General features: G+C 62.2%; 11 protein-coding genes. 7 read left to right on the top strand and 4 right to left on the bottom strand.

Annotated features, from left to right (window positions below; genetic code table 11):
- Positions 1 to 5 precede the first annotated feature (5 nt).
- On the bottom strand, positions 6 to 4,802 hold the full coding sequence (locus tag KW568_RS17420) for an NEL-type E3 ubiquitin ligase domain-containing protein (RefSeq protein ID WP_310796005.1): 4,797 nt from the start codon (positions 4,800 to 4,802) through the stop codon (positions 6 to 8).
- Between the two features lie 275 nt (positions 4,803 to 5,077).
- Between KW568_RS17420 and KW568_RS17415 the strand changes: the two genes are divergently transcribed.
- The 3 genes from KW568_RS17415 (at position 5,078) to KW568_RS17405 (ending at position 8,440) form a co-directional block, all read left to right on the top strand.
- The gene (locus KW568_RS17415; RefSeq protein WP_004575411.1) at positions 5,078 to 6,004 is read left to right on the top strand and encodes an alpha/beta fold hydrolase; all 927 of its coding nucleotides are present in this window, start codon (positions 5,078 to 5,080) and stop codon (positions 6,002 to 6,004) included.
- 75 nt (positions 6,005 to 6,079) lie between these two features.
- The gene (locus KW568_RS17410; protein ID WP_003250810.1) at positions 6,080 to 6,499 is read left to right on the top strand and encodes a VOC family protein; all 420 of its coding nucleotides are present in this window, start codon (positions 6,080 to 6,082) and stop codon (positions 6,497 to 6,499) included.
- 261 nt (positions 6,500 to 6,760) lie between these two features.
- On the top strand, positions 6,761 to 8,440 hold the full coding sequence (locus KW568_RS17405; RefSeq protein ID WP_004575412.1) for an MFS transporter: 1,680 nt from the start codon (positions 6,761 to 6,763) through the stop codon (positions 8,438 to 8,440).
- Positions 8,441 to 8,716: 276 nt separating this feature from the next.
- Here the strand turns inward: KW568_RS17405 and KW568_RS17400 are convergent, their stop codons facing one another.
- Both KW568_RS17400 and KW568_RS17395 read right to left on the bottom strand, forming a co-directional pair.
- Positions 8,717 to 9,286, bottom strand: a complete 570-nt coding sequence (locus tag KW568_RS17400) for a hypothetical protein (protein WP_003250813.1) — start codon at positions 9,284 to 9,286, stop codon at positions 8,717 to 8,719.
- A 41-nt stretch (positions 9,287 to 9,327) separates the two neighbouring features.
- Positions 9,328 to 9,714 carry a VOC family protein gene (locus KW568_RS17395; protein ID WP_259536541.1) on the bottom strand — a complete coding sequence of 129 codons (387 nt, stop codon included), beginning with the start codon at positions 9,712 to 9,714 and terminating at the stop codon, positions 9,328 to 9,330.
- A gap of 277 nt (positions 9,715 to 9,991) precedes the next feature.
- Here KW568_RS17395 and KW568_RS17390 point away from each other — a divergent pair, with 277 nt between their 5' ends.
- Positions 9,992 to 10,903 (top strand): LysR family transcriptional regulator, encoded by a 912-nt coding sequence (locus KW568_RS17390; protein ID WP_004575413.1) that lies wholly within the window; start codon positions 9,992 to 9,994, stop codon positions 10,901 to 10,903.
- Between the two features lie 44 nt (positions 10,904 to 10,947).
- Here KW568_RS17390 and KW568_RS17385 read toward each other — a convergent pair whose 3' ends face one another.
- A complete protein-coding gene (locus KW568_RS17385; protein WP_003250819.1) occupies positions 10,948 to 11,421 on the bottom strand; it encodes a YMGG-like glycine zipper-containing protein in 474 nt (157 codons plus the stop codon).
- Between the two features lie 150 nt (positions 11,422 to 11,571).
- Here KW568_RS17385 and KW568_RS17380 point away from each other — a divergent pair, with 150 nt between their 5' ends.
- Genes KW568_RS17380 through KW568_RS17370 form a run of 3 tightly spaced genes read left to right on the top strand, consistent with a single transcriptional unit; the run spans position 11,572 to position 14,434 of the window.
- Positions 11,572 to 12,168, top strand: a complete 597-nt coding sequence (locus KW568_RS17380) for a paraquat-inducible protein A (protein WP_003250821.1) — start codon at positions 11,572 to 11,574, stop codon at positions 12,166 to 12,168.
- On the top strand, positions 12,165 to 12,794 hold the full coding sequence (locus KW568_RS17375) for a paraquat-inducible protein A (RefSeq protein WP_012052818.1): 630 nt from the start codon (positions 12,165 to 12,167) through the stop codon (positions 12,792 to 12,794). The genes KW568_RS17380 and KW568_RS17375 overlap by 4 nt, the downstream gene beginning before the upstream one ends.
- Positions 12,794 to 14,434, top strand: coding sequence for an intermembrane transport protein PqiB (locus tag KW568_RS17370; protein WP_004575414.1), 1,641 nt, complete (start codon positions 12,794 to 12,796; stop codon positions 14,432 to 14,434). Before KW568_RS17375 ends, KW568_RS17370 begins: the two co-directional genes overlap by 1 nt.
- Positions 14,435 to 14,440 lie beyond the last annotated feature (6 nt).

Raw genomic sequence — 14,440 nt, 5'->3', positions numbered from 1 at the left:
GGGGTTCAGCGGCCGATTGTTTGCGTCTGGCGGGTGAGGCTGATCAGCAGACCGGTTTCAACCTGCTGCTGCTCGGCAGTCAGCGCGTCCACGCCCTGGCGATACTGCTGCTCGTTGAGCACGACGCGCCGCAGCCTGCCCTCAGCATCCACCGGGCTTTCAGGCATGACCCTGGCCAAGGCTCGTCGCACAGAGCTGTCCAGGGATGTCACCGGGTCGGCGGTTTCATCCAGGCAGTAATAGAGGTAGTCAAGGCCTGGCCGCCAGAAGTCGGTGATCAGGCTGAACTGTGCCGCATGCTCTCGTTTCAAGTACTCGACCCAGCCCGGCTGCTGGGTCAACCATTGCTCCCGAGCGATGGCATCCCTGTCCAGGGAACGGACCGCAGCTTTCACCATTTCGATGATTGTGTCGTTGATTCTGGCCGTATTGCGGTACAGCATGCCTCGGCTCGGCTCAGGGTAGTCCAGCGCGCTGGCCAACGACTGGCGCAAGGCCAAACGTACCTCGACATCGTCCACCAGCCCCGTTTGAAGTTCGCTGTCTGGAAAGGCTGAGGGGTCGTCCAGCTCATCGTAGGGGGGGAGGTTTTCATCGAAGGCCCCGTCGAGCAGCGCCTGTTTGCGCAAGGACCTTCTCCAGCTGATGCGATCGGCCAGTTGATTGACCTGACTGCGTCGATACAACTTGCCATACAGGCTCAGTAGATCAGCGGGTCGACTACCGGCGACGGCTGCCGCTTCGTGGGCCAGTACTTCTATCTCCAAGGCACTGAACGCGTCGGCACCTGCGTCGCCACAGGTTGGCGGGAAGTCGCCGGCCACGGTGGCGAGGCGTTCACGCAGCGCGGTGTCGCGGGCCGCGTCATCCAACAGCTTCCAGACGCGTGCCCTCAGGGCCTCGCCATCACGCTGCGCTTCTGCCGATTGGGCAAGACGTTCGAGTACGCCCAGCAGCGATGCGTTTTCACCTTGGTCAAACAGGTCGCTCCACAGTTGCTCCTCGGCACTGCTCGCCTCGCCACGGAAAATGCCTTGCCACAGTGGCACGTCTTCTGCGTGCTCGAATACGTTGACGCCGCTGCTGCCCAGGCGTGCTCGTGTCTGGGCTTCCAGGGTGTTGTAGTTGAACAGCCAGCGGCGCTCCGGCAAGTGCGCGGCGACATCGCGGGCAAACGGGGTACGCAGCACACCAGGCAAGTCTGGCAGGGTACGAATGCGGTTGGACGACAGGTTCAGGTAGCGCAGTTGGTACTGGGGCTGGCTCATCAGGACGGTCAGGCTGTCGGGCCACTGCTGCAGTTCGCAGCGGTCAAGGTCCAGGTGGCTGAGGCGGGCCATGAAGCGCAGGTCTGGCGCCAGCCGCAGTGGGTTGCCCGACATGTGCAGTACCTTGGGATGGATCATGTCCTGAAACTGGGCGGCCAGGCTCTCATCCAGTGTGATCTGGTTGCTGCCCAGGCCAAGTCCATCCAGGGGCAAACGCGTCAGGAAGGCGAGGCTGGCATTATCGAGCCGCAGCCGGTTACGGCTGAGGCCGAGTACCCGCAGGCCAGGCATCGCCCCAATGGCCTGCTGGGCAGTGGCTGAAAGGGTAGTCAAGCCATTGCCTGTCAGGCCCAGCTCGCGTAGCCGTGGGGCAGACTTGAGCGCCTCGAACAATGCTTCAGCGTCCATCTCCGGGTTACCGACAATTTCCAGGGTGCTCAGATCAGGGAAGTTTGCCAGGAAGCCGCCCTCCAGGCGTTGCATCTGCAACCCCTCAAGGACGAGGTGCCGTATATGCGGCATACGGGCAGTGAACGCTGGCAGCGCTTCCAGTTGCATATGGCTCAGTACCAGCACTGCGCGTTGCGCGCCGCCTTCACGGCGCGAAGCACTCATCAGTCGCTCGGTGCATTGCTGGCGATCAAAGCGCTCTTCAAGGGTGCGGGCGGTGCTTACCCAGCGGTTGAGATCCCGGTTGAGGGTACGCTGCTCGACCTCCAGTTGGTTGATCGCGCTACCCAGGTCGCCTCCTCGAGTCAGTTCGGCTTGTAGCCCACTGATTTGCTCGCTGCTGAGTTCGGGGTAGAGCGCCCGGAGTCGACGTGCAGCCGGCAAGGCTCGTCCTGGCAAGCCTCGGCCGCTCAGGGGATAGCCCAGCTGGCCGTTGGCCAATCGCAAAGGGGAGCGGAACCTGGGGTTGATGGGCTGTTGGCCAAGCAGTGAGGCGCAGTGCTGGCGATCGTCAAGGGCAAGTTGCAGTAACCGGGCCGGGTCAGCCTGCGGGTGCGCGGCTTGCAGCGCCTGTTTGATGCGTAGACTGTCGTCGTTGGCCAGGCTAGGCCTGAACAGGCCGAGGAGGGCGCGGTCAAGCCGCGCTCGAGCTTGCAGAAGGCGTGCTTCTTCGGCAATGCGAAGCGGCACCCGGCCGTTGGTCAGGCGTTCCCGTTCGGCGTTGCTGATGTTGCCAAGCAATGCTTCAAGCGCGCTGTCCGGCAGCCCAGGAAACTGCCGGGCGAGGGTTTGTGCGGTTGCTGGGCGTGCGGGGCGGTGTCTTTGTTGCAGGCTCTCGAACAGCGCTTCGCGGTGCTGTTCCAGGTGTTGCGCGAGCTTGTTGTTCAGTGCGGACGATCGGTGCTCGGTTGGTGTGTCACCGAGCAAATGCCCAATGGCTTCTTCATCCATCTGATCCAGCACGGTCTGGCTCAATTGGCCATTGTCCAGGTCGGTATGGGTAATTTCGATTTCTGTCTGGCCCAGCGTGTGAGGGGGGCCGTAGCGCACAGATTCGCCCCAGGGTTCTGGCCCTTGGTAAACCTTGAGTACGTTCCCCTCGGGCCACCCCGGCAGGCGCAGCAACTCGGGCAAGGCAAAGTTCTTGTACGCAGCCAGCGGCAGCCCATGGCGTACGCAGTTGATGATCTGTTGTGTCTGATTGTCCAGTTGCAACCGCTGCAGCGTGTCGATCAACAAAGCGGGTGGACGCAGGCCCGTTGCCTGGGTGCGGCGCAGCACGTCTGGATCGGTACCGGTACTGCGCATGGCATGGTCCAGTTCGCTGTCGTCCAGGCCTGCACTATGGCTGCCGAGGCGGCGCGCGAGCTGTGCGCGGTCCCATTCCAGAGGCTGCTCATGGGCCAGTTGCCAGCGGGCGTTACCCTGATGCAGCAAGCGTGGAGCATAGGCCTGCGCGTCATCGGGGTGGCGCACGCGCCATTGCTGATCAGTGCCCTGAAACACCTCGTACAGGGTTCCATCCAGCTTCAGGTAGGTCTTCCCATCGACGTGTACATGGCCGAGCAAATCGGGTTGAGCCCCCTCAGGAATAGCCGCCGTGCTCGCATAGGGTTTCATGTCGGGGTGCCAGAGCACCTCCTTGTCTTCATGCCATACACGTTTCAGTGCATCGACAAAGCCAGACGCCTGGACGATCCTGGTGCCCACTGCAAAGCCGGCAATCACGCCCGCGTTGATGGCCAGCGATTCCAACTGCGCCAGTGCCTGCCGGGTATCACCTTCTTCCCAGGCCTCGAACCCGGTGAAAACAGAGCTCATCAGGTCGTAAGCAAAAACACCTAGCATGACCGTGTTCAAACCCGGCACGAAGAACGCGGCGACATTCAGCACGTTCATCCCCAGGTCGAACCAGTACTTCAGACGCTCATTGCGGGCGTTGGCGTCGACTTCGGCGGTAGGCACAGCAATGGTTTTTGCGTCGGCCTTCATGCGCGCAAGGTGTGCGTTGTACAAGGACGTCCAAGGGTCGGTCCTGATGGGCGAGAGCGTGAAAGGGATCACTGGCATGATGCGGGGTTTGCGTATGCCCGCTTCATCCTCTTCGAACAGCGCGATTTCCAGCTTTACGGCGAGTTCTTTTTGCCTGTCCTTGTAGGCGAAATGCACCAAAGCGCGGCGAAACTCGCTTTGCAATAGCCGGCTGCGCAGGTGCTTGCCCGCTTCCTGACGAGAAGCGAACTCCCTTACCGGGTGCTCGCTGTCGCCAGGGACATACACAATGCAGGGGTTCTTGCGGTAAGGGTTGTCTGGCCCGATGAACAGTATTTCGTGGACGGGGGTATCGAACAGGTTGAAGTGCCAGCAATGCAACGCCTCGTTTTCATAGGTGGGGTGAGGCTTGCCGTCGCACAGTTGCCCAAGCGCATCGAGCCCGGCCTGGCTCAGCAGGCCTTTGAGCTTGGCGATCAATGCCTGGACCCTCAAGGCCTCACGGTTCGCTGCAATCGACAGGCGCTGGATTTCAGCGCGATTGGCGCCTTCATGGGTTGCAAGCAAATGGTCTTGATAGCGTTTGCCAAGGTCCAGTGCCCGACAATGTCTCACGAAGTCCGCCATCGTCAGGCCTGCCAGGGGCGTGTCGCTGCCAGCGGCGTCGGTGAGCCTGCTGTAGGGACCGACTTCGTCCAGCCCCTCGAAGTTGTGCAGGGCAGCCTCCAGCAAACTGCGTGTTTGCGGCTGGCCTACGGGGCGGGTGGCCAGCACGTCCGCTTCCACGTCCGGGACCAAAGGCGTTTCCACATCGGGAACGCCAACCCAGATGTTGGCCTCTGACTCAAAGGGCTGGAACACATACTGCGCCCTGTCTACGGGTACATTCAGCTTCAACCGCTCGGTCAACAGAGGGCCGCAGAACGCGATGATGTCCTTGAACTCGCCCAGCGCCTGTTTGACGTGCGCCAGCCGTTTGTTACGGGTTTGCAACGCGTTGTGCAACTGCTCGCGCATTGGCTCATCGGCAGTGGCATACCACGAGTAAGGGGTGCCATCATCATCGAGGTACTCCTTGTACAGGCTCTGCACCACTTTGCGCGTATGCGTGGGTTGGAGCGCCTTGCTCCATTTCGGTAACGATCGGGTTATCTGGCTTTGATGTAACGGTGTCGGGGTTGTCATGGTCACCATCTCTTTTGTGGGGGGAGACAGTCCACGCTGATCAAGGCGCCGGGGTGCGGTAGATAGTTGTTGGCAGCAGTCGGTCCTGCGTATGCGCGGGTCGGTGGGGGGCTGGCAGCGAGGGAGCATCTGCGAGAGGGTGAGGCAGGCCATGGTGCAGGCTTCAGCCAAGGAGAATCGCAATGCGTTCGCTGTGCAGTCCGAAAGACCACCTGCTAGACCTCGATGGCGTTGAAATAGCGGTTCGCACCTGGGGGGCAGAAGACGGTATTCCCATATTGGCCTTGCATGGCTGGCTGGATAACGCTGCCTCGTTCGAGCGCCTGGCACCGATGCTGGACGGCTGCTTCGTGGTGGCCCCCGACCTGATCGGCCATGGCCGTTCTGGGCATCGTCGCCACGACAGCGGCTATTACCTGTGGGAGCATGCCGAAGACATGCTGGCGGTGACCGACAGCCTGGGCCTGGCGCAATTTCATGTGCTGGCCCATGGGATGGGCACCGGTATAGCGTCGCTGCTGGCGGCCATGACCAGTGGCATTGCCAGCATGACCTTCCTCGACGGCATGGGGGCACCGTTCACGGTGGCCGAGGATGACCGCGTGCAGCACCTGGCGCGGGCTTACCGGCTCAAGCGCATGGTACAGCGGAGCCAGTTGCCGGGTTTTGCCGAGCCGGATGTTGGTCGCTTCGACGACCTGGACGCCGCCCTGGCGCAACGCCGCGAGCGGCTGGACACCGAACTGTCGGAAGGTGCCGCTCGGCTGCTGGCGCTGCGCGACCTGCTACAGCTGGACGATGGCTATTGCTGGCGCCACGACCCGCGGCTGGTATTGCCCGAACCCATGCCACTGACCGAGCGCGAAGCCTGCGACCTGCTCAGTCAGATCCGCTGCCCGTTGTACCTGCTGTTCGGCCGCCAGGGGGCCTTCACCGGCGAGGCCTTTACCCGGCGTCAGGCCGCCTTGCCCAGCCAGGCGAAAGTCTCCTGGCACCCAGGCGGGCACCACTTCCACCTGGATGCGCCGGACCGGGCGCTGGTCGACCAGTTGCTGCGTATCCTGACGCGCCATGAAGGGGGCGTTCTGCAACGCTTGGTGAACGAGTAGCTGATTCTGGTCACGCCGCGTGAACCTGGGCTATGGTGGCGAACGTATTCGCAAACACGCCACAGGGAGCCCGGCATGCGGCCTTTCACCATCAAGCACATCGACCACCTTGTGTTGCGGGTCAGCGACCTGCCGCGCAGTGTTGCCTTTTACACCGAACTGCTCGGCTGCACCGTCAGCCGCGTGCGCGAAGACTTGGGCATGGTGCACCTGGCCACGGGCACGGCGATGATCGACCTGGTAACCCTGGATGGCCCGCTGGGGCAGCCAGGCGGAGCTGCACCGGGCGTGGAAGGGCGCAACCTGCACCATTTCTGCCTGCGCATCGAGCCGTTTGACGAGGCCGCGTTGACGGCCTATCTGGAAGCCGCCGGGGTAAAGGTGGAGCCTGCAGAGAAGCGTTATGGTGCCGAAGGCGAGGGGCTTTCGCTTTACTGCTACGACCCGGATGGTAATCAGGTCGAGTTGAAGGGGCCGGTAGTGCCTGGCGGGTGAAACCGCCCCCGCCAAAATCGTCAGCCAACCCGATATCGCCCATCACCCGGTGCTGCCGTGTAGTCCAGGCCGCCTTCTTGTGCAGGGCCTGGCGGGTGGATATCCAGGCAATCCCGATTATGCTTCATTTACCTTGCTGCGATCCGAGGCGGCCCGCCTCGTCGTGCTTCGCGCAAACAAAGCAAGCTCAAGGGCCTGGGTGCGACGGTGAAGTGGTTGTGAGGTGCTCCGGCCTGCATGACAACATGACGGAGGCAACCCATGGCGGTTCTCGACAGCGCATCCACGGGCAGCAGCGCGCCCCAACGCGGCATCACCAGGGAGGAGCGCAAGGTCATCTTCGCCTCGTCCCTGGGCACGGTGTTCGAATGGTACGACTTCTACCTGTACGGCTCACTCGCCGCGATTATCGCCAGGCACTTCTTCGCTGGCGTCAATGAAACCACCTCGTTCATCTTTGCCTTGCTGGCCTTTGCCGCCGGCTTTGCCGTCCGACCGTTCGGCGCCATCGTGTTCGGTCGCCTGGGCGACATGATCGGGCGCAAGCACACCTTCCTCATCACCATCGTCATCATGGGCCTGTCTACGGCATTGGTGGGCCTGCTACCCAGCTACAATGTGATCGGCGTGGCTGCGCCGATCATCCTGATCACCTTGCGTTTGCTGCAGGGCCTGGCCTTGGGTGGCGAATATGGCGGCGCGGCCACGTATGTGGCTGAACATGCACCCAAGGGCCGACGCGGCTTTTTCACCGCCTGGATCCAGACCACTGCCACGTTGGGGCTGTTTCTGTCTTTGCTGGTGATCATGGCATGCCGCACGGCCATGGGCACGGAAGTGTTCGAAGCCTGGGGCTGGAGGGTGCCGTTCCTGCTGTCCATCCTGTTGCTGGCGATTTCGGTGTACATCCGCATGCAGCTCAATGAGTCGCCGGTGTTCATGAAGATGAAGGCCGAAGGCAAGGCATCCAAGGCCCCGCTGACTGAGTCGTTTGCCCGCTGGGACAACCTCAAAGTGGTGATCATGTCGCTGTTGGGCGGTACCGCAGGGCAGGCCGTGGTGTGGTACACCGGGCAGTTCTATGCGTTGTTCTTCCTGTTGCAGATGCTCAAGATCGATCCGCAGACCGCCAACCTGCTGATTGCCGGCTCACTGCTGATCGGCACGCCGTTCTTCATCATTTTTGGTAGCCTGTCCGACCGGATTGGCCGCAAGAAAATCATCATGGCCGGCTGCATCATCGCCGCACTGACCTATTTCCCGATCTTCAAGGCGCTGACCGAGTACGGCAACCCGGATGTATTCGTTGCCCAGGAGCAGAACCCGGTGGTGGTGGTGGCCGACCCGGGCCAATGTGCGTTCCAGTTCGACCCGGTGGGCAAGGCCAAATTCACCAGCTCCTGCGACATTGCCAAGAGCCTGCTGGCCAAGCGCGCCATCCCCTATACCAATGAAGCGGCGGAGCCCGGCAGCGTGGCACAGATCCGCATTGGCGAACGGGTATTGCCGAGCTTTGATGGCAGCAGCCTGGCGGCGGCCGACTTTAAGGTGCAAAGCGAAGCGTTTACCGCAACCCTGAGTGGTGCATTGAAAGAGGCGGGCTACCCGGAAAAGGCCGACCCAGCGAAGATCCACTACCCGATGGTGCTGTTGCTGCTGACCATTCTGGTGATCTACGTGACCATGGTCTACGGGCCGATTGCCGCTTGGCTGGTGGAGCTGTTCCCGGCGCGCATCCGCTACACCTCGATGTCGCTGCCTTACCACATCGGGAATGGCTGGTTCGGCGGCTTCCTGCCGACCGTGGCGTTTGCCATGGTGGCAGCGACCGGGGATATCTATTACGGCTTGTGGTACCCGATCGTGATTGCCGTGATGACGGCGGTATTGGGGATCTTCTTCCTGCCGGAGACCAAGGATCGGGATATCACTCACACCTGAAGGTCGAGTTTGCCTGTGCTGGCCCCTTCGCTGCAGGAGCGGGTTCACCCGCGAAATGATCAGCACAGGCCTCGAACGCTGTGTAGGAGCGGGTTCACCCGCGAAGAGGCCGGCACAGGCCTCGAACGCTGTGTAGGAGCGGGTTCACCCGCGAAGAGGCCGACACAGGCCTCGAATGCTGTGTAGGAGCGGGTTCACCCGCGAAGAGGCCGGCACAGGCCTCGAATGCTGTGTAGGAGCGGGCTTGCCCGCGAAGAGGCCGGCACAGGCGATCAATCAGTCGAAGTAGCCACGAAGCCCGAATGCATACCCGGTATCCACAGCTGTCGCCTCACCCCGGCTCCAGCGCTTCTTCAGCACGAACTCGAATGCCGGCTCGTACAACCCGTCGCGCACCAGTGCCCCCGCCAGCACCTCCACGTCGTACCAGCCATTGTCCAGTTCGATGATCGGCCGCCCTGGCACCTGGTAACGCGCCATCAGGTCACCCAGGGTCTTGGGCGTGAAGTGCTGCAGGATGCGCCAGGTGTACAGCATCAGCGCACCGTGCTCGACCCGCAGTACATAGCCATTGCGCCGGTGCTTCAGGCGGCTGCCGGCCTCGCGCAGGGCCGGGGTGTGGTTATCGAGGGTGAACAGGATGCGGTAGGGCAGGTTGTCGACACCGGCCAGCGGCAGCACGATGCCTTCGCGCACCGCCTGGTCGCCGCTGTCACCGTGGGTGAACGCACCGGCCAGGTCGTCGGGCAGTTGATGGTCTTGCTTGAAGCGTTCGAGCAACTGGATATCGCCAAGCAGAAAATAGTCGACCAGGTCGTTGAGCACTTCGCTGAATTCGTGGCGCATCTTTTTTCCTTGTGGGTGCGCATTGGGGTAAGGGCAACCGGCTAGTGCTTCTGGGCAATCTGGATCAAGTTGCCGCACGTGTCATCGAACACCGCCACGGTAACCGGCCCCATTGGGGTTGGTGGCCGGATGAACTGCACACCGGCTGCACAGAGCCGGGTGTATTCGGCCTGGATATCGCGCACGCCGAACGAGGTGGCGGGGATGCCATCCTGCTTGAGCGCGGCCTTGTATACCTTGGCCGTCGGGTGCGCGTCGGGTTCCAGCAGCAGTTCGACGCCATTGGGGTCGTTGGGCGAAGTCAGGGTCAACCAGCGGTGCCGGCCCATGGGGATGTCGTGTCTTGGCTCGAAACCGAGTACGTAGTGGTAGAAAGCCAGGGCCTTGGCCTGGTCGTCGACGAGGATGCTGGTGACCACGATCTTCATAAGCACACACCGTTTACCTGGGGCCGATGACTATCAGTAAAGACGTTCGGGCGTTTTTGACCAGTGGTTGCAGTGCCACGGGGGCCCGTTACAGGTGCAAGCGTGGTGCGGCGCCGGTTTGCGCAGGCCTGTGAGACGAGGTACTGGCAGACCCTACAAAAAACCTGTTCAAGGCATAGGTAAATCCTTCAGCGCTCAGCCCCCGCAGAGCGGCAGCCAAGGGTAAAGTGTGAGGCATGATCCCAGCCTGCCCAGACCCGCGTCAGAGAGGTACCCTGTGGCTGCCTATACCTTGCGACAACTGAAGTACTTCGTCACCACCGTGGAAGCGGGCAGTGTGGCCGAAGCGTCACGCCAGCTGTACATCGCCCAGCCGTCCATCTCCACGGCCATCAAGAGCCTGGAGGAAAGTTTCGGTGTGCAACTGTTCATCCGCCACCACGCCCAGGGCGTGTCATTGACGCCCAGCGGCAAACGCTTCTACGCCAAGACCAAGTCGCTGCTGCAGATGGCCCATGAGTTCGAACAGAACGCCCTGGCCGACAACGATACCGTCGCCGGGCAAATCGACATTGGCTGTTTCGAAACCGTGGCGCCACTGTACCTGCCGCGCCTGATCGCCGGCTTTCGCCAGCGCTACCCGGGTGTGGACATTCGCCTGCGCGACGGTGAGCAGCAGGACCTGATCCAGGGCCTGACCGCCGGAACATTCGACCTGGCATTTCTCTATGACCACGACCTGGATGGCACCATCGAGGCCGAGCCGCTGATGCCGCCGCAGAAGCCCTATGTGCTGCTACCCGAGAACCACCGCTTTGCCGGCCAGGCCCAGGTCTCGCTGCGCGACCTGTGCCCGGAGCCGATGATCCTGCTGGACGTGGCCCCTAGCCGCACCTACTTCGTCAGCTTGTTCAACGAGATGGGCCTGGCACCGAACATTGTCTTCAGTTCGCCGTCGATCGAGATGGTGCGCGGCATGGTCGGTCAGGGTTTCGGTTTTTCGTTGCTGGTAACCCGTCCGCACTCGGAATACACCTATGACGGCCAGCGCCTGGCAATGCTCGACATTGCCGAGCCGGTGGCGCTGTCGGGGCTGGCTGCGGCGTGGTTGAAGCGAGTCCAGCTAACCAAGCCGGCGCAGTTGTTCGTGGAGTTTTGCCGGGAAGAGCTGGCGAAGTTCCTGAACTGAGCACGCCATGCTACCCCGGCAGGAGGCGCATGGCGTGGCATTGCTCAGGGGCTGACCTGATAGCCGCGCCCCTGCAGGCAACCGCTGTAGGCACTGGCATGGGCCTGGGTTTTTGCCTCGTCCTGGCCGCGCCGGTCCTGGCGCCGGTCCTGACGCTGGCGCATGCCACCGACCGCGGCCCCGGCGGCGGCCACTTCGCCGGCACGGTTCTGCCGGTATTGCTGCTTGGCATCGTCACCCACCCGGTCGTACAACGCGTCATGCTGGTTGCCGCGCACCTGCGCGCCTACAGCACCGGCGGCGGCACCCGCAGCTGCACCGCGAACCCGGCCACCGACATGGGGGTCGCTGGACGTCGCCGTGCCGTTTGCGGCATTGGTGGCGACGGTATTGCAATCGTTGATATCCAGTTGCATCTGCTGGCTGCTCTGGCCCTTGAGCGGCACCACCGACTGCGCCTGGGCGGCCGATGCTGCGCACAGCAGCATCAACAGGTAACTCCACGTGAACGTACGCATGGCACACCTCCACCGGGCAGAAAGCCCGCCTCACAGGATAGTTCGCCTTTGAGGTCGTGATGGAAGTTTTGCCCAGATGGTCTACACCGGATATCAGACGCCGTTCCGATTAGCCTCTTGGCCTGATCCAAGGCTACCTGCGGGCAAACCATGAGCCAGACGCAAGATCTGATCATCTGTGAGTATTGCGACACGGTGTACCACCGCGCACCGCTGCTCAAACATCAACGAGCCCTTTGCCCGCGCTGTGGCGGCGTGCTGTACCGGCACAGGTCACTGACCATCGAGCAGCGGCTGGCATTGAGTGTGACTGGCGGTGTCCTGCTGGTGTTCGCCAACTATTACCCGGTGATGACCATCGGCATGCAGGGGCTGACCCACTCGGCCACATTGTGGGACGCCGTGCAGATCCTCAGTCACGGCAGTATCACCTTCATCGCCCTGGTCATGGCGCTGTCGATCATTTTTGCGCCGCTGCTGCAAATTGCCCTGTTGTGCTGGGTGTTGAGTTTTGCCCTTGCCGGCCAGCGTGCCCCCGGCTTTGCCCTGTGCATGCGTGGCCTGGAAAGCCTGCGGCCCTGGAGCATGCTGGAGGTGTGTCTGCTGGGGGCGATGGTGGCGGTGATCAAGCTGGCGGGGCTGCTCGATGTGATCCCCGGTATCGGCCTGCTGGCCCTGGCCGCACTGAGCATGTTGATCATCCACATTGCCGGCAAGGACATCCGCGATTTGTGGGAACAGGTATGACTGTCCCAGCCATGGCGCACGACCTTGGCTTGTGTCTGTGCCATGGCTGTGGCCAGGCATGCGACACGCGCAGTGGCGCGCACACCTGCAACCGTTGCGGCGCCGTCATTCACCGGCGCAAGGCCAATGCCATCAGCCGTGGCTGGGCGTTTCTGCTGGCCGCACTGATTTTCTACATCCCCGCCAACCTGCTGCCGGTGATGCACACCGAAATGCTCGGCAGTGGTACAGAAAGCACCATTGGCGGTGGCGTGCTGGAGTTCTGGGAAGCCGGGGCTTGGGACATCGCGCTGATCATTTTCATTGCCAGCGTGGGTGTGCCCGCCATCAAGTTCTTTTCCCTTGGCCTGCTGCTGTTCACTGCCCAGCGTGGTTCTTCCTGGGCCTGCCGGCAGCGTTCGCAGTTGTACCGCTTCGTCGAGCTGATCGGCTATTGGTCCATGCTCGATGTGATGGTAGTGGCGTTGGTGGCTGCGCTGGTGCAACTGCGCGGGCTGGGCACCATCGAGCCGCGTGTGGGCATTCTGTTTTTTGGCATGGTGGTAGTGCTGACCATGTTCTCTGCGATGAGCTTTGATCCACGCTTGATCTGGGATAGCCATGCCAACGAGGGGAGGCCGCATTGATGGGGCAACAGACTGACAAGCGCGAGGGCCCTGGGCAGGTTGAAGTGCGCACCCGACGTTGGAGTGTGTCGCTGGTATGGATCGTGCCGATCCTGGCGATCCTGATCGGCGCTTCGCTGGTGGTGCGCAACTGGATGCAGCAAGGGCCGGTGATCACCATTTCTTTCCACAGCGGCGAGGGATTGGTGGCGCACAAGACCCAGGTAAAATACCGCAGCGTGGTGATCGGCGAAGTGACCACGGTGGACTTGGCCGACGACAATAAGAGCGTGGTGGCCAAGGTTCAGCTCTCCAACGATGCCCGTTCGTTTGCTACCCAGGGGGCGCGCTTCTGGGTGGTGCGACCGCGCATCGGCGTGGGCGGGGTTTCCGGGGTGGACACGCTGCTTTCGGGCAGTTTCATCGGGGCCGATTCCGGCGAGTCGAAGGTGCCGGAAAAGTCCTTTGTCGGCCTGGAGCTGCCACCGCCGATCACCTATGACGAAAAGGGCAAGCGTTTCGTTCTTGTCGCCAGCGACCTGGGCTCGCTGGATATCGGTTCTTCGATCTACTACCGCAAGATCCCGGTGGGCGAAGTGGTTTCCTTTGCGCTCCAGAGTGATGGCAAGGGGGTAGAGATTGGCGTGTTCGTGCAGGCGCCCTACGACACATTCGTCACTGATGACACGCGCTTCTGGAATGCCAGTGGCATCGACATGCAGATCGGTGCCAATGGCCTGAAGGTCGATACCGAATCGCTGTCGTCGATTCTGGTGGGCGGGCTGGCCTTCGGCTCGCCCGATTTCGCCGCGCAAGCCGAGCCTGCTGCCGACCAGTCCCGCTTCCAGCTATTCGCCGACCGCGACATGGCGCTGTCGCCTCCGCATGGCCAGGCACAGTACCTGCAGTTGCGCTTCGACCAGGCCATGCGGGGCCTGTCGGTGGGGGCGCCAGTGGAGTTCAAGGGTGTGGAATTTGGCCGGGTCACCTCGATCCAGCTCGATTACGATGCTACGCGGCAAACCTTCCCGGTAGTGGTCGATGCGGTGATCTACCCCCAGCGGCTAGGGCCGGTGCACCGCAAGATGCTGGCGGTGTTCAAGCACACCGAGGGCGATTTTGAAGGTGCGCGGAAACTGATTGGCACGTTTGTCGAACATGGGCTGCGGGCCCAGGCGCGTAGTGGCAACCTGATCACCGGGCAGATGTTCATTTCGCTGGACTTCTACCCGGATGCCCCCAAGGTGACCTTCGACATGGCTGCCAACCCCATCATGATCCCGACGCTGCCCGGCAGCCTTGAGCAGTTGCAGGAACAGCTGCAGCGGGTGATGGAGCGCATTGCCAAGCTGCCGCTGGAAAGCATCGCCGGTAACCTGGACGGTAGCTTGCGTGAGCTGCGCGCCAGCCTCAGGCAGTTCAATGGCCAGACGCTGCCGGAGGTGAAGGTGGCGCTGGACGAGGTGCACAAGACCCTGCGCACGGCCAACTCGGCCATTTCCGAAGATTCGCCGCAGCGCGAGCGAATGGGCGAAACACTGGACGAGCTGGAGCGTATGTCGCGTTCGCTACGTGACCTTGCCGACTACCTGGGCCGCCACCCCGAGTCGCTCATTCGTGGCCGGCCGAAAGCGGCCGGGCCCGCAGACCTTGAACCCTGAGGAGAC

This window comes from Pseudomonas sp. HD6515, from assembly GCF_024971855.1.
Classification (GTDB): domain Bacteria; phylum Pseudomonadota; class Gammaproteobacteria; order Pseudomonadales; family Pseudomonadaceae; genus Aquipseudomonas; species Aquipseudomonas alloputida.
This window is presented reverse-complemented; position numbering and strand designations above follow the sequence as displayed.